The organism is Ralstonia insidiosa (assembly GCF_008801405.1).
Classification (GTDB): domain Bacteria; phylum Pseudomonadota; class Gammaproteobacteria; order Burkholderiales; family Burkholderiaceae; genus Ralstonia; species Ralstonia insidiosa.
On the sequence record NZ_VZPV01000001.1, the window covers coordinates 994457 to 1012406 of the forward strand.

The following is a 17950-nucleotide window of genomic DNA, read 5'->3' on the forward strand; positions in this document are numbered from 1 at the left end:
AGACGTTTTTCATGGCAGGACTTTCCGCCGACACCCCGCACCCGACCGGCATTACCGTGCACACGCAATCGCGCGTGCTGGAGATCGCCTTTGCCGATGGCAAACAGTTCCGCCTGCCGTTCGAATACCTGCGCGTGCTGTCGCCGTCGGCTGAAGTGCAGGGGCATGGGCCGGGGCAGGAAGTGCTGCAGACCGGCAAGCGCGAGGTGGGCATCACCGGTGTGGAGCCGGTCGGCAACTACGCGATCCGGCCGTTGTTCTCCGATGGCCACGATTCCGGCATCTTCGATTGGGCCTACCTGTACCGTCTCGGCGCTGAACACGACGCGCTGTGGCAGGCCTATCTCGACCGGCTGGCCGCCGCCGGCCTTGACCGCGACGCCCCGATGGCCGCCAACGCCGGCCATGCCTGTGGCCACAGCCACTGACTCCCGATTCACATCGCGGCGCATACGCGCCCGAACGCAACCCAATTCGCATTTCTTTCTGTCATGAGCCAAACCCACTTCGGATTCGAGAAGGTCGACGAGCGCGAGAAGGCCGGCAAGGTCGCCGGCGTGTTCCATTCCGTCGCCAGCAAGTACGACGTGATGAACGACCTGATGTCCGGTGGACTGCACCGCGTCTGGAAGATGTTCACCATCGCCCAGGCAGCCGTGCGTCCGGGCTACAAGGTGCTTGATATCGCGGGCGGCACGGGTGATCTGGCCAAGGCCTTCGCGCGCCAGGCCGGCCCCACCGGCGAGGTATGGCTGACCGACATCAACGAGTCGATGCTGCGCGTCGGCCGCGACCGCCTGCTCGATGCGGGTGTGCTCACGCCCAATTGCCTGTGCGACGCCGAGCACATTCCCTTTCCAGATGCTTACTTCGACGTAGTGACAGTGGCATTCGGCTTGCGCAACATGACGCACAAGGATCGCGCGCTTGCCGAGATGCGCCGTGTCGTCAAACCGGGCGGCAAGGTGATGGTGCTGGAGTTCTCCAAGGTGTGGCAGCCGCTGGAGAAGGCCTACGACGTGTATTCATTCAAGGTGCTGCCGTGGTTGGGCAGCAAGGTGGCCGGCGATCCTGAGAGCTACCGCTACCTGGCCGAGTCCATCCGCATGCACCCCGATCAGGAAACGCTCAAGCAGATGATGGAACAGGCCGGGTTGGACTCGGTCGAATACTTCAACCTGACGGCGGGTGTCGTGGCCCTGCACGTCGGTCGTCGCCTCTGATTGGTGGTTTATCCGATCCAGCAGATGGGCGATGCAGCGTACTGCGACGATATGCCACGACGGTACACATTGAATTTCGGCGTTGACGTCATCATCTAATGGCGTCACTGCCATTGGAGAGAAGACAGCGATGAGTTTGCACTGGGGTGGAAAATTGATGGTCGGCGCGATGGTTGCGACGATCGCACTGGGCACGGCATTCGACGCTGACGCCAAACGCATGGGCGGCAGCCGCAGCGTTGGCAAGCAATCGTCCTCCGTGACGCAACGTCAGCAAACGCCGCCGACCACGCCGTCGCCGACGCAGCAGGCCGCTCCGGCCGCGCAGCCGTCACCGGCAGCACCGGCTCCGGGCGCACCGGCCGCGAAGCCTGGTCGTAACTGGGGCGGCATGCTGGGTGGCCTGGCCGCTGGCCTGGGGATCGGCTATCTGCTTTCGAAGTTTGGTCTGGGCGCTGGATTGGCCTCGTTGCTGTCGAACCTGATCCTGATCGCCATCGTCGCTTTTGTGGTGATGTGGATCATCCGCAAGGTGCGCGGCAGCCGTCCGCAAGGTCCGGCCTACGCTACGGGTGGTCCGTCGTTTGGCGGTGACCGCGAGCCGTACGCGCCGCAACCCGCTGCGCCGGCTCCGCAGGCTTCCGCCTCGTCGTTTAACACTGGCAGCAGCAATACGTCGGGTTTGGGTGCGGGCGCACCGACGGCCGCGCAATCGTGGAGCCTGGGTGGTCCGGCTGCACCGGCCGCTGTCAACGCACAACCCGCAGTAGCCGCGCAGCAGCAGCCATGGGGTGTGCCGGCTGACTTCGACACGCAGGCCTTCCTGCGCAACGCCAAGGTCTACTTCATCCGCCTGCAGGCCGCATGGGATGCTGGCAACCTGAACGACATCCGCGAATTCACCACGCCGGAGATGTTTGCCGAGATCAAGATGGACCTGGCCGACCGTGGCGCCACGCCCAACAAGACCGATGTGGTGTCGGTTGAGGCGGAGATGCTCGGCATCGAGACGCAGGCCGGCGAATACCTGGCGAGCGTGCGCTTCTCGGGCATGATCCGCGAGGAGGCCAACGCGCCGGCACAGCCGTTTGCGGAGGTGTGGAACCTGTCCAAGCCGACGCAAGGCAGCGGTGGCTGGGTGTTGGCAGGTATCCAACAATTGCAGTGATGCGGTAACAGTTGAAGCGGCGCAAAACGACCGTTTCAACATTCCCCGTAAAATAGGGCCCGACCGTCCGGTTCGGGCCCTTTTTGTTGCCCGCCGGCTAGCCCGCTTCTGGCCGCTTTTGCGCACCTTTGCCGCATGTCTTCGACAGCCACCTCGTCCTCGTTTCCCTTCATGCTGATGCAGCCATTGCTGCTCGCGCTCAATCATCTGCTGCGCCAGGAACCCTGGGCACAGGAGACGCTGCGGCCGTTCGCGGGCCGCGTCGCGCGCTTTGATCTGGCCCCCGTCTCGGTAACGCTGCAGGTGGACGCAGCGGGTCTTGTGATGGCACCTGAGGCTGGTGTGGCGCCCGCCGTGACCGTAGTTGTGCCGCTCGCTGCGGCTGCCAGCGACTACGCTACGGGCGGACAGGCCGCCGTACTCAAACACGTGCGTATCGAGGGCGAGGCCGAGTTCGCCAACGTACTGTCGACGTTGCTGCGCAACCTGCGCTGGGACGCGGCGGAAGATCTCTCGCGCGTGTTTGGCGATGTGATCGCGCAGCGCATGGTGAGCGGGGCGCAGGCCGCACGCACGGAAGCGACGCGCGTCAGCCGCTCGCTGGCGGAGGCGGTGGCTTCCTACCTGACCGATGAACAACCCACGCTGGTGCGCCACGCACGCCTCGCGCAGTTTGCTGCCGATGTGGCCGCGCTGCGCGATGCGGAGGCGCGCTTGACCAAGCGTCTGGAGCGGCTAGAGAAGCAGCGGCCCGCAATCTCGACGGCGCGCGCGGGTGAATCGGCATGACGCGCTTCTTCCGGCTGGGCAAGATCGTCTTCGTCATCCTGTACTACGGGCTGGATCAGCTCGCGCTGTCGGGTTTCAAGAGCCGGCGTATTCGCGCGCTGGTGTGGCTGCTAACACTGGGCCGCAAACCCAAGCGCCCGCGCGGTGAGCGTCTGCGGCTGGCGCTCGAGCAGCTTGGGCCCATCTTCGTGAAGTTCGGTCAGGTGTTGTCGACCCGGCGTGATCTGCTGCCGCCTGATGTGGCGGACGAACTCGCCAAACTGCAGGACCGTGTGCCCCCGTTTGACCCGAAGGTGGCGGCAACGATTGTCGAGAAATCGTTGGGCAAGCCGCTGTCGGCGCTGTTCCATCGCTTTGACCATCACCCGGTGGCGAGCGCGTCGATTGCGCAGGTGCACTTCGCGACGTTGCGCGGCGGCCCGGACGACGGCCGCGAGGTGGCGGTCAAGGTACTCCGCCCGGGCATGCTGCCCGTGATCGACAGCGATCTCGCGCTCATGCGTGATCTGGCCAAGTGGATGGAAAAGCTCTGGGCCGACGCCAAGCGCCTGAAGCCGCGTGAGGTGGTCGCCGAGTTCGACAAGTACCTGCACGACGAGCTCGATCTGATGCGCGAGGCGGCCAACGCCAGCCAACTGCGTCGCAACTTTGCCAAGTCGGATCTACTGCTGGTGCCCGAGGTGTTCTGGGACTGGTGTACCTCCGACGTGTTCGTCATGGAACGCATGCACGGCATGCGCATCTCGCATACCGAAGAGCTGCGTGCGGCGGGTGTCGACATGCACAAGCTCGCGCGCGACGGCGTGGAGATCTTCTTTACGCAGGTCTTCCGCGATGGCTTCTTCCACGCCGACATGCACCCCGGCAACATCCTCGTGAGCGTGGCGCCCGAAACGCTGGGCCGCTACATCGCGCTGGATTTCGGCATCGTCGGGGCGCTGTCGGAATTCGACAAGAACTACCTTGCGCAGAACTTCCTGGCGTTCTTCCAGCGCGACTATCACCGCGTGGCGGTGCTCCATATCGAGTCCGGCTGGGCGCCGGAAGAGACGCGCGTGGAAGAACTCGAAGGCGCCATCCGTGCCTGTTGCGAGCCGTATTTCGACCGGCCGCTGGGCGAGATCTCGCTGGGCCTGGTGCTGATGCGCCTGTTCCAGACCTCGCGCCGTTTCAACGTGGAAGTGCAGCCGCAACTGGTGCTGCTGCAGAAGACGCTGCTGAACGTGGAAGGCCTGGGCCGCCAGCTCGATCCGGATCTGGATCTGTGGAAGACCGCCAAGCCGTTCCTCGAGCGCTGGATGCATGAGCAGATCGGCTGGCGCGGCTTCGTCGAGCGTCTGAAAGTCGAGGCGCCGCAATGGGCCAACAAGCTGCCGGACCTGCCGCGCCTGGTGCACCAGATTTTGGACCGTCACGCGAGCAACAAAGGCAACGCCCAGACAGAAGCGCTGACCGCGTTGCTTGCCGAGCAACGGCGCACCAACCGGCTGCTTTCCGCCGCGCTGCTGTTCATCGGCGGGTTCGCCGTCGGCATCATCGCCACCCATGTGCTGGCATGGCTGGCCCGTCATTGACTGATTGCCCGTTGCTGCCATGGCCGAGCCACCCGTCTTCCAATCCCGTGACGCCGCCGATCCTGCTTTCTGGGACGAGCGCTTCAGCCGCGATCACACGCCCTGGGATGCACACGGTGTGCCGGCCGCCTTCCGGCAATTCCTTGAAGCGCAGTCTGCGCCACTTTCCACGCTGATCCCAGGTTGCGGTAACGCCTACGAGGCCGGTTGGCTGGCCGAGCGCGGCTGGCCTGTGACGGCGATCGACTTTGCGCCGCGTGCGGTCAGTTCGGCCAAGGCCGTGCTGGGCCCGTATGCCGACGTGGTCGAACTGGCAGATTTCTTCCGCTTTGCGCCGCATCGGCCAGTGGAGTGGATTTACGAGCGCGCATTCCTGTGCGCGATGCCGCGCCGGCTGTGGCCGGATTACGCCACGCAGGTTGCGAAGCTGTTGCCGCCGGGCGGACTGCTGGCAGGCTTCTTTGCCGTGGTGGAGGGCCGGGACGCCCTGCCCAAGGGCCCGCCGTTCGAGACGACCCAGGCCGAACTGGACGCGCTGCTGTCGCCGGCTTTCGAGCGCGTCAGCGATATGCCGATCGCCGAGGCTGATTCGATCCCGGTGTTTGCCGGCCGCGAGCGCTGGCAGATCTGGCGCCGCAGGGCCGATTGATCCTGACTGCGGCCAGTGTTGGTGCGAAGCAACATTGGACGCAGTCAACAAAAAGCCTACGGACGCCCGTTGCGGGTCGTTGCGCAAAAAAGTGGCAAACGGGGTGGTATTCGTGGTCGCACCGATGCCCCGTCGCGCAGTCCCATCGCTATAATCCCGCCACTTCGCCCGGCGCCCGGCTTGGCCGCCAACGTGATTTCCTGCAATTCTTCCGCGCTGCCATGCTGATCTGGTTTGTCATTATTTACTGGGTGATTTCGGTCGGGATCGGCCTGTGGGCTGCGCTGCGTGTGCGCGATGCGGCCGATTTTGCGGTGGCCGGCCGCAGCCTGCCGTTCTACGTCGTGACCGCCACGGTGTTTGCCACCTGGTTCGGCTCCGAGGCGGTGCTCGGTATTCCCGCAGAGTTTCTCAAGGACGGCCTGCATGGTGTGGTGGCCGATCCGTTTGGTTCGTCCCTGTGCCTGATCCTGGTGGGCTTGTTCTTCGCCAAGCCGCTGTACCGGATGAACCTGCTCACCATTGGTGACTTCTACCGCAACCGCTTTGGCCGCGTGGCCGAAACGCTGACCACCCTGTGCATCGTCGTGTCGTACCTGGGCTGGGTGGCAGCGCAGATCAAGGCGCTGGGGCTGGTGTTCTATACCGTGTCGGATGGCGCCGTTTCGCAAGACATGGGCATGATGATCGGCGCGGGCAGCGTGCTGGTCTACACGCTGTTCGGCGGCATGTGGTCGGTGGCGGTGACGGACTTCATCCAGATGATCATCATCGTGATCGGCATGCTGTACATCGGCTGGGAGGTCTCGGGCCAGGCCGGCGGCGTGGGCACGGTGGTGGCGCACGCGGCGGCTTCGGGCAAGTTCTCGTTCTGGCCGGCGTTCAACCCGATCGAGATCATCGGCTTTGTGACGGCCTGGATCACCATGATGCTCGGCTCGATTCCGCAGCAGGACGTGTTCCAGCGCGTGACTTCATCGCGTACTGAACGCATCGCTGGCACGGCTTCGGTGCTGGGTGGCGTGCTGTACTTCATGTTCGCGTTCGTGCCGATGTTCCTGGCGTATTCCGCCACGCTGATCGATCCGGAGATGGTCGCCAAGTACATCAACACCGATTCGCAGATGATCCTGCCCAATCTCGTGCTGCAGCATGCGCCGGTCTTTGCGCAGGTGATGTTCTTCGGTGCCCTGCTGTCGGCCATCAAGAGCTGCGCCAGCGCGACGCTGTTGGCACCGTCCGTGACCTTTGCCGAGAACGTGTTGCGCCCGCTGCTGCCGAACATGGACGACAAGCGCTTCCTGCGCGTGATGCAGGCGGTGGTGTTGACCTTCACGGTGCTGGTGACGCTGTTTGCGCTGAACTCGCACCTGTCGATCTTCCACATGGTCGAGAGCGCCTACAAGGTGACGCTGGTGGCTGCCTTTGTGCCGCTGGCTTTTGGCCTGTTCTGGAAACGCGCGACCAAGCAGGGTGGTCTGCTGGCCATCATCCTGGGCCTGGCAGCGTGGATCTGGTGTGAGGTGTTCCTGCCGGATGCGGTGCTTCCGCCACAATTGGTTGGCCTGCTGGCCAGCCTGGGCGCGATGATCGTGGGCTCGCTCGGGCCGCAGTGGATCGAGAATCGCGCGCCGACCACCAAGGCCGCCACGCAAGCCTGACCTAGCGCTGCCGGGCAAGGGGCGATGAAATGCGTGGTGTGCCACATTGTGGCGTGCCACCATCGCCCATGCTGCAACCTCGCGCAACCGCGGTCAGGAATCCCACTGAAAGGGTTTATAATTCAAGGCTTTGCGCGCCCGTGCTTGTCTGATGGACTTGCAACCGGCGCAGTTGCCCCAATATTTCGCGAGCCTGTGCGCTTTTCTGCGCTGGAAATGCGGTGGGCGCAGGCATTTCAATCGTTTTCTCGAATTTCGTTTGTTCCAGGGTGAGGACACCATGCCGATCTATGCTTATCGATGCGACGCCTGCGGCCACGCCAAAGATGTGCTGCAGAAGATGAGCGACGCGCCGCTGACGGATTGCCCCGCATGCGGCGCGCCGGCGTTCAAGAAACAGCTCACTGCTGCCGGCTTCCAACTCAAGGGTTCGGGCTGGTATGTGACGGACTTCCGTGGTGGCTCGGGCGGTACGTCCGCAGCTGGCACGGCAGCCAAGACGGATGCCGCAGCCCCGGCCGCTGGCGCCGCCGCAGCCGCACCGTCCGCTTCGTCCGACAGCGCTTCGTCCACCAGCAGCGCCGCTCCGGCCACCTCCGGCGGTTGCGGCACGTCGTGTGCGTGCCACTGATCGCATCGCTTACGCCTCGGCCCATCGCCCCATGAAACAGAAAACCAGCGCACTCAAGACATGGTTCCTGACCGGTCTTCTGGTGCTCGTCCCGCTTGCGATCACGCTGTGGGTGCTGTCGCTCATCATCGGCACGATGGACCAGAGCCTGGCGCTGCTGCCGTCGGCCTGGCAGCCTGATCGCCTGCTCGGCGTGAAGATCCCTGGCCTGGGCGCGATCCTGACGCTGCTGTTCATCCTGATCGTGGGGGTGCTTGCGCACAACTTCATCGGCCAGAAGCTGGTGACGTGGTGGGAAGCCGTGCTGGGCCGCATTCCCGTGGTCGGTCCGATCTATTCGAGCGTCAAGCAGGTGTCGGACACGCTGCTGTCGTCCAGCGGCAATGCATTCCGCAAGGCGCTGCTGGTGCAGTACCCGCGCGAGGGCTCGTGGACGATCGCCTTCCTGACCGGCCGCCCCGGCGGTGACGTCGAGAACCACCTGCAGGGCGAGTATGTGAGTGTGTACGTGCCGACCACGCCCAACCCGACGTCAGGCTTTTTCCTGATGATGCCCAAGGCCGACACCATCGAGCTGGACATGACGGTGGACGCGGCACTCAAGTACATCGTGTCGATGGGGGTGGTGGCGCCCGAAACGCTGCCGCGCCGTACGGACCCGTCCGATGGCACGCCACATACGGAGGACCGGTCGCCGGCAGCAGGGTTGCATGACCTGCCGCGCGACCCTTCGAATCCGAATGCGCTGCCCGATGCTGGCGGCGCCGTATCAGCGCCTTAAGTCAATGCAATTGGCCGGTAGCGCGCACTGATCCCGCCGGCCCTCTCGATCAACTTTCTCGCGCGACGCCCTGTTGGCGGCGCGCTTCGCGGAAAACCACAACATGCAAATGCGTACTCAATACTGCGGTCAGGTCACCGAACAACTGCTCGGCCAGAGCGTCACGCTGTCGGGCTGGGCCCATCGTCGTCGTGACCACGGTGGCGTGATCTTCATCGACCTGCGTGACCGTGAAGGCCTGGTGCAGGTCGTGTGCGACCCGGACCGCCCGGAGATGTTCAAGGTGGCAGAAGGCGTGCGCAACGAGTTCTGCCTGCAGGTGAAGGGCCTCGTGCGCGCCCGCCCGGAAGGCACCACCAACGCCAACCTCGCCAGCGGCAAGGTTGAAGTGCTGTGCCAGGAGCTGACGGTGCTCAACGCCTCCGTCACGCCGCCGTTCCAGCTGGACGACGACAACCTGTCGGAAACCACGCGCCTGACGCACCGCGTGCTGGACCTGCGCCGCCCGCAGATGCAATACAACCTGCGCCTGCGCTACAAGGTGGCGATGGAAGTGCGCAAGTACCTGGACGACAAGGGCTTCATCGACATCGAAACGCCGATGCTGACCAAGAGCACGCCCGAAGGCGCACGCGATTACCTGGTGCCCTCGCGTGTGAACGCCGGCCAGTTCTTCGCGCTGCCGCAATCGCCGCAGCTCTTCAAGCAGATGCTGATGGTGTCGGGCTTCGACCGCTACTACCAGATCACCAAGTGCTTCCGCGACGAAGACCTGCGCGCTGACCGCCAGCCCGAATTCACCCAGATCGACTGCGAAACGTCGTTCCTGACCGAGCAGGAAATCCGCGACCTGTTTGAAGAGATGATCCGCACGGTGTTCAAGAACACCATGTCGGTTGAGTTGGATGCCAAGTTCCCGGTGATGGAGTTCCGCGAGGCGATGGCCCGCTTCGGCTCCGACAAGCCTGACCTGCGCGTGAAGCTGGAATTTACCGAGCTGACCGACGCGATGAAGGATGTCGACTTCAAGGTGTTCTCGGCGGCGGCCAACGCTGAAGGCGGCCGCGTGGTGGCCCTTCGCGTGCCGGGCGGTGCAGCTCTGTCGCGTGGCGATATCGACGCCTACGGCAAGTTTGTCGAGATCTACGGCGCCAAGGGCCTGGCCTGGATCAAGGTCAACGAAGTGGCCAAGGGCCGCGACGGCCTGCAATCGCCGATCGTGAAGAACCTGCACGACGCGGCCATCGCCGAGATCCTCAAGCGCAGCGCTGCGCAGGATGGCGACATCCTGTTCTTCGGCGCCGACCGCGCCAAGGTGGTGAACGACGCGATGGGCGCGCTGCGCCTGAAGATCGGTCACTCCGACTTCGCCAAGAGCACCGGCCTGTTTGAAGACGTGTGGAAGCCGCTGTGGGTGGTGGACTTCCCGATGTTCGAGTACGACGAGGAAGACGCCCGCTGGGTGGCCATGCACCACCCGTTCACGAGCCCGAAGGATGAGCACCTGGAGTATCTGGAAACCGATCCGGGCAAGTGCATCGCCAAGGCCTACGACATGGTGCTCAACGGCTGGGAAATCGGCGGCGGCTCGGTGCGGATCTATCGCGAGGAGGTGCAGAGCAAGGTGTTCCGCGCCCTGAAGATCAACGACGAAGAAGCGCGTGCCAAGTTCGGCTTCCTGCTGGACGCCCTGCAGTACGGCGCGCCTCCGCACGGCGGCATCGCTTTCGGTCTGGACCGCGTTGTCACGATGATGGCCGGTGCGGATTCGATCCGCGACGTGATCGCCTTCCCGAAGACGCAGCGCGCGCAGGATCTGCTCACGCAGGCGCCGAGCCCGGTCGACGAGAAACAATTGCGCGAATTGCACATTCGTCTGCGCGCTGCCGAGGCAAAGGTGGCTGCACCGAACGCTGCGACGACGGCCTGACATCCCGCCGCTCAAGGCTGCACAACAAGCCGCGCCGACCCGTAAGGGCGGCGCGGTTTGTTTTTGGACGCTCGCTTCGTGCAGGAGCAGCGCTTGCGGCACAAGATCCCCTGGATGCACCGCAGGCACCGGCTTATCCGTTGCCACTCATTGCGCAGCTTGATTGCCGGGGCACCGCGGCGTTGCCCGGTGATTGCGAACATCGCTATCGGCTCCATCTGGCTGCGGTAAGCTATCGAACTGCGGTGCGCTCATGCCGCCCGCCGTTATCCGCTGCCAAACCGCCATGCCGCACAAGATTCCTGTCTCCGTTCTCGTTGTTATTCACACACCTGATCTTCATGTGCTGGTGATGGAACGGGCGGATCACCCGGGCTTCTGGCAATCCGTCACTGGCAGTTGCGATGCCCTGGATGAGCCCCTGGCCGAAACTGCCCGCCGCGAGGTGCAGGAAGAAACCGGCATCGATACGGGCCGGCATCACCTGATCGACTGGGGCCACCAGATCGAGTATGAGATCTACCCGCGCTGGCGCCACCGCTACGCACCGGGCGTCACACGCAACACCGAGCACTGGTTCGGCTTGCTGGTGAGCGGCAAGGTGCCGGTGCGATTGTCGCCACGCGAGCACCTCCAGGCCGAATGGCTGCCCTATGAAGAAGCCGCTGCGCGTTGCTTCTCACGCAGCAACGGCGAGGCCATCCTGCAACTGCCTGAGCGTCTGGCGGCCTACACGGCCTGCCAGGCCGCCACAGCAAAGGACCAGGCCTGACATGCTCCGCTTGCGCGTCGCCACCTACAACATCCACAAGGGCGTGACGGGGATTGCGCGTCGCGTGCGCGTGCATGATGTGCGGCAGGGCTTGCACACGATGGACGCCGACATCGTCTTCCTGCAGGAAGTGCAGGATCGCAACGACCGGCTGGTCGCCTCTGAGCTGTTCGACCCGAGCTATACGCAACTGCGCTATCTGGCGACTGACGTGTACCCGCACACGGTCTACGGCCGCAACGCCGTGTACGAGCACGGGCACCACGGCAACGCCATTCTTTCGCGCTTTCCGATCCTGCTGTCGGAGAACCTGGATATTTCCGATCATCGCTTCGAGCAGCGCGGCTTGCTGCATGCGGTCACGGACCTCGGCTTCGGCGAGGTGCATCTCTTGTGCGCGCACTTCGGCCTGTTTGCGCGCAGCCGGCAACGGCAGGCGGAAGCGTTGATCGACCGCGTGCGCGCGGTGGTGCCGAAAGACGCGCCGCTCGTGGTGGCCGGTGATTTCAACGACTGGAACAACCGGCTCGACCGCTACATTTGCCAGGCGCTGGGTGCGACCGAAGTTGCCGACAAGGCTGCCGATGCGCGCCCCGTGCGTACCTTCCCGAGCCATCTGCCGTGGCTGCGGCTCGATCGCATCTACGTGCGCGGGTTCGACATTGAACGTGCACATGCGCTGACGGGGCGTGAGTGGGCGCAGCGCTCCGACCACGTGCCCCTACTGGCGGAACTGGCGCGCCCATGAGGGTCGTGCGCGATGCGGGTCCGCTGCGCTCTGAGTGGCGGCGGGGCAAGCCCCTGCCGGGCAACGACGTCGACCTCCTGTGCGGCGGCGCAGAATTCTTCCCCGCGCTGATCGCCGCCATTGATGGTGCGCAACATCGCGTCGCGCTCGAAACCTACATCTACACCAACGACGACGTCGCACGCAGCGTGACCGAAGCACTGGCGCGCGCCGCACAGCGTGGCGTGGAAGTTCACCTGACGGTCGACGGTTTCGGCACCGGCGCATTGCCTGCCGACATCGCCACAATCCTCGACACCGCCGGCGTGGACTGGCGCGTGTATCGCCCCGTGCGCGGCTTCGCATTGCAGCGCCGCTACCTGCGCCGCCTGCACCGCAAGATCGCCGTCATCGACGATGAGATCGCCTTCGTCGGTGGCATCAACATCATCGATGACCTGAATCACGCACCGCTGCATGACGCCACGCTGGGCGCGCGCTACGACTTTGCGGTATGCGTGCGCGGGCCGCTGGTTGCGCAGATCGTGCTCACGGTCGATCGGCTCTGGTGGCAGATGGGGGTGCGCTCCGGCGTGCGCGAGGTGGGTGTGACTGGCGTGGCGGCTGAGTTTCCGGTGATGACCGATACGCCCCGTCCGCGCGCTCGTGGTGAATTCGGCGGAGAGTCTGGCGCCGAAAGCGCGCGCGCGCCGGGCAGCGCACCCGGCAACGTTTTGGCCTCGTTGGTGTTGCGCGACAACGTGCGCAACCGGCGTGCGATCGAGCGCGAATATCTGCGGGCGCTCGGTACGGCGCGGCGCGAGGTGATCATCGCCAATGCGTATTTTCTGCCGGGCGTGCGCTTCATGCGTGCGCTGGCGGCATGCCGGCGGCGTGGCGTGCGTGTGCGCATGCTGTTACAGGGGCGTGTTGAGTATCCGTTGCAGCATTTCGCAACGCGCTCGCTGTATCACATGCTGCTGCGCGACGGCGTGGAGATCCACGAGTACACCGCGAGCTTCCTGCACGCAAAAGTGGCAGTTGTTGATGAGCGCTGGGCCACGGTCGGCTCCAGCAATATTGACCCGTTCAGCTTGCTGCTGGCGCGTGAGGCCAACGTTGTCGCGTGGGATGCGGAGGTCGCCAGCGAGTTGCGCACCGTACTGGAAGACGCCATCACACATCACGCGCGCCCGGTGCTCGCAGACACCCACGCTGCGCGCCGCTGGTGGTGGCGCTTGGCAGACTGGTGCGCATACCGGGTCGTGCGTCTGGGCGTGGTCATCAGCGGACAGGCGGCACAGTATTAGCGGCACGGTCACTTAGAAGAAGCGTGTAGAAAACAAAACAAGGACGGAGGAGACATGCAGGTCATCACAGCAGACGAAGCCGCTCGGTTGGTGCAGCCCGGATGGACGGTGGCGTGTGCCGGGTTTGTCGGCGCGGGTCACGCGGAGGCCGTCACGCATGCGCTGGAGCGCCGTTTTCTGGCGACTGGCGAGCCGCGCGATCTCACGCTGGTCTACTCGGCCGGTCAGGGCGATCGCGCCACGCGCGGCGTCAACCACTTCGGCAATCCCGGCATGACACGCTGCGTGGTGGGCGGGCATTGGCGCTCGGCAACGCGCTTGGCAGATCTAGCGCTCGCCGAGCAGTGCGATGCATTCAACCTGCCGCAAGGGGTACTCACGCATCTGTATCGCGCCATCGCGGGCGGCAAGCCGGGCGTGCTCACTAAGATTGGCCTGCACACCTTCGTCGACCCGCGTACCGAACTCGACGCGCGCTACCACGGCGGCGCCATCAATGCGCGTGCCAAGGCGGCGCGAGCGGCGGGCACCGCATCGTGGGTCGAGTACGAGCGCTTTCGCGGCGAGGACTATCTGTTCTACCCCAGCTTCCCGCTGCACTGCGTCTTCTTGCGCGGCACGGCCGCCGACCCGCGCGGCAACATCAGCACGCACGAAGAGGCCTTCCATCACGAACTGCTGGCCATGGCACAAGCTGCGCGCGCATCGGGCGGCATCGTCATCGCCCAGGTGCGGCGACTGGTGGATCGGCACGACAACCTGCAGGCGATTCACGTGCCCGGCATCCTCGTCGACTACGTGGTCGTCGCAGAGGATGAGGCCGAGCATCAGATGACCTTTGGCGAGGCGTTCAACCCGACCTATATCCGCCCGTGGCAAGGCGAGGCGATTCAGTTGAAGGAAGATGCGCTCGAAGCGAGTGAGGCCCTGGAGGCCAACCTGCATGGTGCACTCGATGCCCGCACATTGGTGCAACGCCGCGCCGTGCTCGAACTGATGGCGCAGCAACCGCGCGTGGTGAACTTGGGCGTGGGCATGCCGGCCGCCGTGGGCGCGCTGGCCGAGCAGGAGGGCGCACGTGGTTTCACGCTTACGGTGGAGGCTGGCCCGATCGGCGGTACGCCGGCAGACGGGTTGAGCTTCGGCGCATCCGCGTATCCGGAAGCGGTGGTCGACCAGCCCGCGCAGTTCGATTTCTACGAAGGCGGCGGCATCGACCTCGCCATCCTCGGCCTGGCGGAACTGGACGGCGCTGGCAACGTCAACGTGAGCCTGTTCGGCGAGGGTGGCGACACCATCGTTGCGGGCGTGGGCGGCTTCATCAACATCACGCAGAGCGCACGCTCGGTCGTATTCATGGGCACGCTCACGGCTGGCGGCCTTCAGGTCGAAGCCGACGGCGGCAAACTGCGCATCGTGCGCGAAGGGCGCCTCAAGAAGATCGTGCCGGCTGTCTCGCACCTCACCTTCAATGGCGACTATGCCGCGCGTTCCGGCATTCCCGTGCGCTATGTGACCGAGCGCGCCGTCTTCGAGATGCGCGACGACGGCCAAGGCGGCCGACGCCTCACGCTCACCGAAATCGCCCCCGGCATCGATTTGCAGCGCGACGTGCTCGACCAGTGCGCCGCAGAGGTTGCCGTGGCACCAGATCTGCGCGAAATGGACGCCCGCATCTTCCGGCGCGGCCGCATGTGTGCGGGCACCGCACCGGCCTGATTTCGCTCCGTTTTATTTACTGACGGGTAGCACTAGAAAATCGGTCGATCATGCTGCGCCGCACTGGTTTTATGGGTGCGGCGCACACCCCGCAAATGCTTTTATTAAAAGGATTTGCGGGAATCTTGCTGCACAGCAGAGGGCTCCATTGTGGCGCTTTCATTTAGATGCGGCTTTCTAATAAAACACTTGCTGCCATACAGGCCCCTGTAAATAATTGAACGACCGTTCGATTTTGGGCTAGAGTGTTTCCGCAGGCTGGTTTACAGTCCTGCCCGGCACGCGAAAGGCGCCTTGCAAAGCGCTGATTTTCATGTGTGTCGTGCCCCAGAAAAGAACGGAGAGAAATCATCATGCGTCACCCGACCGCTCGTCTTGAATCGAATCACGCAGCAGCCACGCCGATGCGCAAGGGCGAGCTGACGCGTGCAGCGATTCTCGATGCCGCGCTGGAACTGGCCTCGCGCGACGGACTGGAAGGGTTGACGATCGGTGTGCTCGCGGAGCGCATGCAGATGAGCAAGAGCGGGGTGTTCGCGCACTTCGGCTCGCGTGAGGATCTGCAGGTGGAAGTGGTTCGCGAGTATCACAAACGGTTCGAGCAGGAAGTCTTCTACCCGAGCTTGACGGAACCGCGCGGTCTGCCGCGCCTGTGGAGCATGGTGCGACGCTGGATGGAGCGCCGCATTCAGGAAGTGACCACGGGCTGCATCTACATCAGCGGCGCGGTGGAGTACGACGACCGAGCGGAGAGCCCGGTGCGCGACGAACTCGTCAAGAGCGTGACGATCTGGCGGGCGGCACTGGCCCGCGCGATCGCACAGGCAAAGGAAGAAGGCCACCTGCGTGCAGAAGCGGACCCGCAGTTGATGCTCTTCGAGATGTACAGCCTGGAACTGGGCTTGCACCACGATGCGCGTTTCCTGCGGTTGCCGAACAGCGCCGAGCTGGCCATGGTGGCGCTTAACAAACTCATTCAGTCTTACCGAACCTGACGCGCTCGATTTACACCCAGCACACCTAGCCGGGGCGCGCAGTACACACCAAGGAGTTGCAAGATGGGTCAATACACCGCACCGCTGCGTGACATGCAGTTTGTTCTCCACGAGCTTCTCGGCGTGGAGGACCACCTGAAGCAGATGCCGCAGCACGCGGAGATCGATGCCGACACCATCAATCAGGTGATCGAAGAAGCCGGCAAGTTCTGCTCCGAAGTCATCTTCCCGCTCAACCAATCGGGCGACCGCGAAGGCTGCACGTACCACGGCGACGGTGTGGTGACCGCACCCAAAGGTTTCAAAGAGGCGTATCAGCAGTACGTCGAGGCCGGCTGGCCCGCACTGGGCTGCGATCCGGAATACGGCGGCCAGGGCTTGCCCATCCTGATCAACAACGCGTTGTACGAGATGCTGAACTCGGCCAACCAGGCCTGGACGATGTATCCCGGCCTGTCGCATGGCGCGTACGAAGCCCTGCATGCACACGGCACCGACGAGCTCAAGCAGCGCTATCTGCCGAAGCTGGTGTCGGGCGTGTGGACCGGCACGATGTGTCTGACCGAGCCGCACTGTGGCACCGACCTCGGCATCCTGCGCACCAAGGCCGAACCGCTGGCCGATGGCTCGTATGCCATCACCGGCACGAAGATCTTCATTTCGGCAGGCGAGCACGACCTGGCTGAAAACATCATCCACTTGGTGCTGGCACGTCTGCCTGACGCACCGAGCGGCACTAAGGGCATCTCGCTGTTTGTGGTGCCGAAGTTCATCCCCGATGCCAGCGGCAACCCGGGCGAGCGCAACACTGTGGCCTGCGGTGCCATCGAGCACAAGATGGGCATTCACGGTAACGCCACCTGCGTGATCAACCTGGATGGCGCGAAAGGCTGGATGGTCGGCGAACCGAACAAGGGCCTGAACGCCATGTTCGTGATGATGAACGCCGCCCGCCTGGGCGTCGGCATGCAGAGCCTGGGCCTGACCGAAGTCGCGTACCAGAACTCCGCTGCCTACGCCAAGGAACGCCTGCAGATGCGCAGCCTGTCGGGCCCGAAGGCACCGGACAAGCCGGCTGACCCGATCATCGTGCACCCGGACGTGCGCCGCATGCTGCTGACCCAGCGCGCCTTTGCCGAAGGTGGCCGCGCATTCAGCTACTGGATCGCTCTGCAGATCGACCGCGAGCTGTCGCACGAGGACGAATCCGTGCGCAAGGACGCCGCTGACCTCGTCGCACTGCTGACCCCGATCGCCAAGGCGTTCCTGAGCGACAACGCCTTCATCTCCACCAACGAAGGCATGCAAGTGTTTGGCGGCCACGGCTACATCGCCGAGTGGGGCATGGAGCAGTACGTGCGCGATGCCCGCATCAACATGATCTACGAAGGCACGAACACCGTGCAGTCGCTGGACCTGCTGGGCCGCAAGATCCTGGGCGACATGGGCGCTAAGATGAAGAAGTTCGGCAAGCTGGTGCAGGACTTTGTGGAAGCCGAAGGCACCAACGAAGCCATGCAGGAGTTCATCAACCCGCTGGCTGACATCGGTGACAAGGTCCAGAAGCTGACCATGGAAATCGGCATGAAGGCCATGGCCAACCCGGACGAAGTGGGCGCCGCTGCTGTGCCGTACCTGCGTGTGGTCGGCCACCTGGTGTTCTCGTACTTCTGGGCCCGCATGGCCAAGATCGCGCTGGAAAAGCAAGACAGCGGCGATACGTTCTACAAGGTCAAGCTGGCAACGGCGCGCTTCTACTTTGCCAAGCTGCTGCCCGAAACGGCTTCGCAGATCCGCATGGCCCGTGCCGGCGGTGCGACGCTGATGGCACTCGAAGCCGATCTGTTCTAAGGAAACCTGCCCACGATCCTACTGCGCGGTCCGATCTTGGCGCTGCGATGCTCGCCGTACTCATGTACGGCTGCGCTTCTCCCGCCAACCTCGAACCGCTCGCTACGGATCGTGAACAGGTTTCAACGCCTCTTTCTGTTGCTCCCGCGTGTGCGGGGGTGACGACTCCT

General features: G+C 64.1%; 16 protein-coding genes. All 16 read left to right on the forward strand.

Annotation, left to right across the window (positions count from 1 at the left end; translation table 11 throughout):
- The first annotated feature begins 11 nt into the window (after positions 1 to 11).
- Entirely contained in the window at positions 12 to 428 is a 417-nt protein-coding gene (locus tag F7R11_RS04850) for a gamma-butyrobetaine hydroxylase family protein (RefSeq protein ID WP_064801604.1), read from the forward strand.
- Between the two features lie 63 nt (positions 429 to 491).
- On the forward strand, positions 492 to 1223 hold the full coding sequence (gene ubiE / locus F7R11_RS04855) for a bifunctional demethylmenaquinone methyltransferase/2-methoxy-6-polyprenyl-1,4-benzoquinol methylase UbiE (protein ID WP_039599093.1): 732 nt from the start codon (positions 492 to 494) through the stop codon (positions 1221 to 1223).
- A gap of 130 nt (positions 1224 to 1353) precedes the next feature.
- Positions 1354 to 2391 carry a Tim44 domain-containing protein gene (locus tag F7R11_RS04860; RefSeq protein WP_031329847.1) on the forward strand — a complete coding sequence of 346 codons (1038 nt, stop codon included), beginning with the start codon at positions 1354 to 1356 and terminating at the stop codon, positions 2389 to 2391.
- A gap of 135 nt (positions 2392 to 2526) precedes the next feature.
- Positions 2527 to 3180, forward strand: a complete 654-nt coding sequence (locus tag F7R11_RS04865) for a ubiquinone biosynthesis accessory factor UbiJ (RefSeq protein ID WP_064801606.1) — start codon at positions 2527 to 2529, stop codon at positions 3178 to 3180.
- Positions 3177 to 4754 carry a ubiquinone biosynthesis regulatory protein kinase UbiB gene (gene ubiB, locus F7R11_RS04870; RefSeq protein ID WP_021196482.1) on the forward strand — a complete coding sequence of 526 codons (1578 nt, stop codon included), beginning with the start codon at positions 3177 to 3179 and terminating at the stop codon, positions 4752 to 4754. The genes F7R11_RS04865 and ubiB overlap by 4 nt, the downstream gene beginning before the upstream one ends.
- 19 nt (positions 4755 to 4773) lie before the next feature.
- On the forward strand, positions 4774 to 5403 hold the full coding sequence (locus F7R11_RS04875) for a class I SAM-dependent methyltransferase (RefSeq protein WP_064801608.1): 630 nt from the start codon (positions 4774 to 4776) through the stop codon (positions 5401 to 5403).
- 221 nt (positions 5404 to 5624) lie between these two features.
- Positions 5625 to 7064, forward strand: coding sequence for a high affinity choline transporter 1 (locus tag F7R11_RS04880; RefSeq protein WP_064801610.1), 1440 nt, complete (start codon positions 5625 to 5627; stop codon positions 7062 to 7064).
- Between the two features lie 280 nt (positions 7065 to 7344).
- Entirely contained in the window at positions 7345 to 7695 is a 351-nt protein-coding gene (locus F7R11_RS04885) for an FmdB family zinc ribbon protein (protein ID WP_064806145.1), read from the forward strand.
- 31 nt (positions 7696 to 7726) lie between these two features.
- On the forward strand, positions 7727 to 8476 hold the full coding sequence (locus F7R11_RS04890) for a DUF502 domain-containing protein (RefSeq protein WP_031329849.1): 750 nt from the start codon (positions 7727 to 7729) through the stop codon (positions 8474 to 8476).
- Between the two features lie 103 nt (positions 8477 to 8579).
- Positions 8580 to 10406, forward strand: a complete 1827-nt coding sequence (aspS, locus tag F7R11_RS04895; RefSeq protein WP_049286196.1) for an aspartate--tRNA ligase — start codon at positions 8580 to 8582, stop codon at positions 10404 to 10406.
- Between the two features lie 286 nt (positions 10407 to 10692).
- Positions 10693 to 11178, forward strand: coding sequence for a dihydroneopterin triphosphate diphosphatase (gene nudB / locus F7R11_RS04900; RefSeq protein WP_064806147.1), 486 nt, complete (start codon positions 10693 to 10695; stop codon positions 11176 to 11178).
- A gap of 1 nt (position 11179) precedes the next feature.
- Entirely contained in the window at positions 11180 to 11926 is a 747-nt protein-coding gene (locus F7R11_RS04905) for an endonuclease/exonuclease/phosphatase family protein (protein WP_021196489.1), read from the forward strand.
- Complete coding sequence (clsB, locus tag F7R11_RS04910; protein WP_064801613.1) at positions 11923 to 13215, forward strand: cardiolipin synthase ClsB; 1293 nt, start codon at positions 11923 to 11925, stop codon at positions 13213 to 13215. The genes F7R11_RS04905 and clsB overlap by 4 nt, the downstream gene beginning before the upstream one ends.
- A gap of 54 nt (positions 13216 to 13269) precedes the next feature.
- Complete coding sequence (locus F7R11_RS04915) at positions 13270 to 14934, forward strand: acyl CoA:acetate/3-ketoacid CoA transferase (protein WP_064801615.1); 1665 nt, start codon at positions 13270 to 13272, stop codon at positions 14932 to 14934.
- Between the two features lie 404 nt (positions 14935 to 15338).
- Complete coding sequence (locus F7R11_RS04920) at positions 15339 to 15929, forward strand: TetR/AcrR family transcriptional regulator (protein WP_021196492.1); 591 nt, start codon at positions 15339 to 15341, stop codon at positions 15927 to 15929.
- Between the two features lie 63 nt (positions 15930 to 15992).
- Entirely contained in the window at positions 15993 to 17780 is a 1788-nt protein-coding gene (locus F7R11_RS04925) for an acyl-CoA dehydrogenase C-terminal domain-containing protein (RefSeq protein WP_064801618.1), read from the forward strand.
- The last annotated feature ends 170 nt before the right edge of the window (positions 17781 to 17950 follow it).

Bases quoted from the DNA above. Each gene is read 5' to 3' on its own strand.
- F7R11_RS04850 (WP_064801604.1), top strand. From the start codon at position 12: ATGGCAGGACTTTCCGCCGACACCCCGCACCCGACCGGCATTACCGTG.
- ubiE (WP_039599093.1), top strand. From the start codon at position 492: ATGAGCCAAACCCACTTCGGATTCGAGAAGGTCGACGAGCGCGAGAAG.
- F7R11_RS04860 (WP_031329847.1), top strand. From the start codon at position 1,354: ATGAGTTTGCACTGGGGTGGAAAATTGATGGTCGGCGCGATGGTTGCG.
- F7R11_RS04865 (WP_064801606.1), top strand. From the start codon at position 2,527: ATGTCTTCGACAGCCACCTCGTCCTCGTTTCCCTTCATGCTGATGCAG.
- ubiB (WP_021196482.1), top strand. From the start codon at position 3,177: ATGACGCGCTTCTTCCGGCTGGGCAAGATCGTCTTCGTCATCCTGTAC.
- F7R11_RS04875 (WP_064801608.1), top strand. From the start codon at position 4,774: ATGGCCGAGCCACCCGTCTTCCAATCCCGTGACGCCGCCGATCCTGCT.
- F7R11_RS04880 (WP_064801610.1), top strand. From the start codon at position 5,625: ATGCTGATCTGGTTTGTCATTATTTACTGGGTGATTTCGGTCGGGATC.
- F7R11_RS04885 (WP_064806145.1), top strand. From the start codon at position 7,345: ATGCCGATCTATGCTTATCGATGCGACGCCTGCGGCCACGCCAAAGAT.
- F7R11_RS04890 (WP_031329849.1), top strand. From the start codon at position 7,727: ATGAAACAGAAAACCAGCGCACTCAAGACATGGTTCCTGACCGGTCTT.
- aspS (WP_049286196.1), top strand. From the start codon at position 8,580: ATGCAAATGCGTACTCAATACTGCGGTCAGGTCACCGAACAACTGCTC.
- nudB (WP_064806147.1), top strand. From the start codon at position 10,693: ATGCCGCACAAGATTCCTGTCTCCGTTCTCGTTGTTATTCACACACCT.
- F7R11_RS04905 (WP_021196489.1), top strand. From the start codon at position 11,180: ATGCTCCGCTTGCGCGTCGCCACCTACAACATCCACAAGGGCGTGACG.
- clsB (WP_064801613.1), top strand. From the start codon at position 11,923: ATGAGGGTCGTGCGCGATGCGGGTCCGCTGCGCTCTGAGTGGCGGCGG.
- F7R11_RS04915 (WP_064801615.1), top strand. From the start codon at position 13,270: ATGCAGGTCATCACAGCAGACGAAGCCGCTCGGTTGGTGCAGCCCGGA.
- F7R11_RS04920 (WP_021196492.1), top strand. From the start codon at position 15,339: ATGCGCAAGGGCGAGCTGACGCGTGCAGCGATTCTCGATGCCGCGCTG.
- F7R11_RS04925 (WP_064801618.1), top strand. From the start codon at position 15,993: ATGGGTCAATACACCGCACCGCTGCGTGACATGCAGTTTGTTCTCCAC.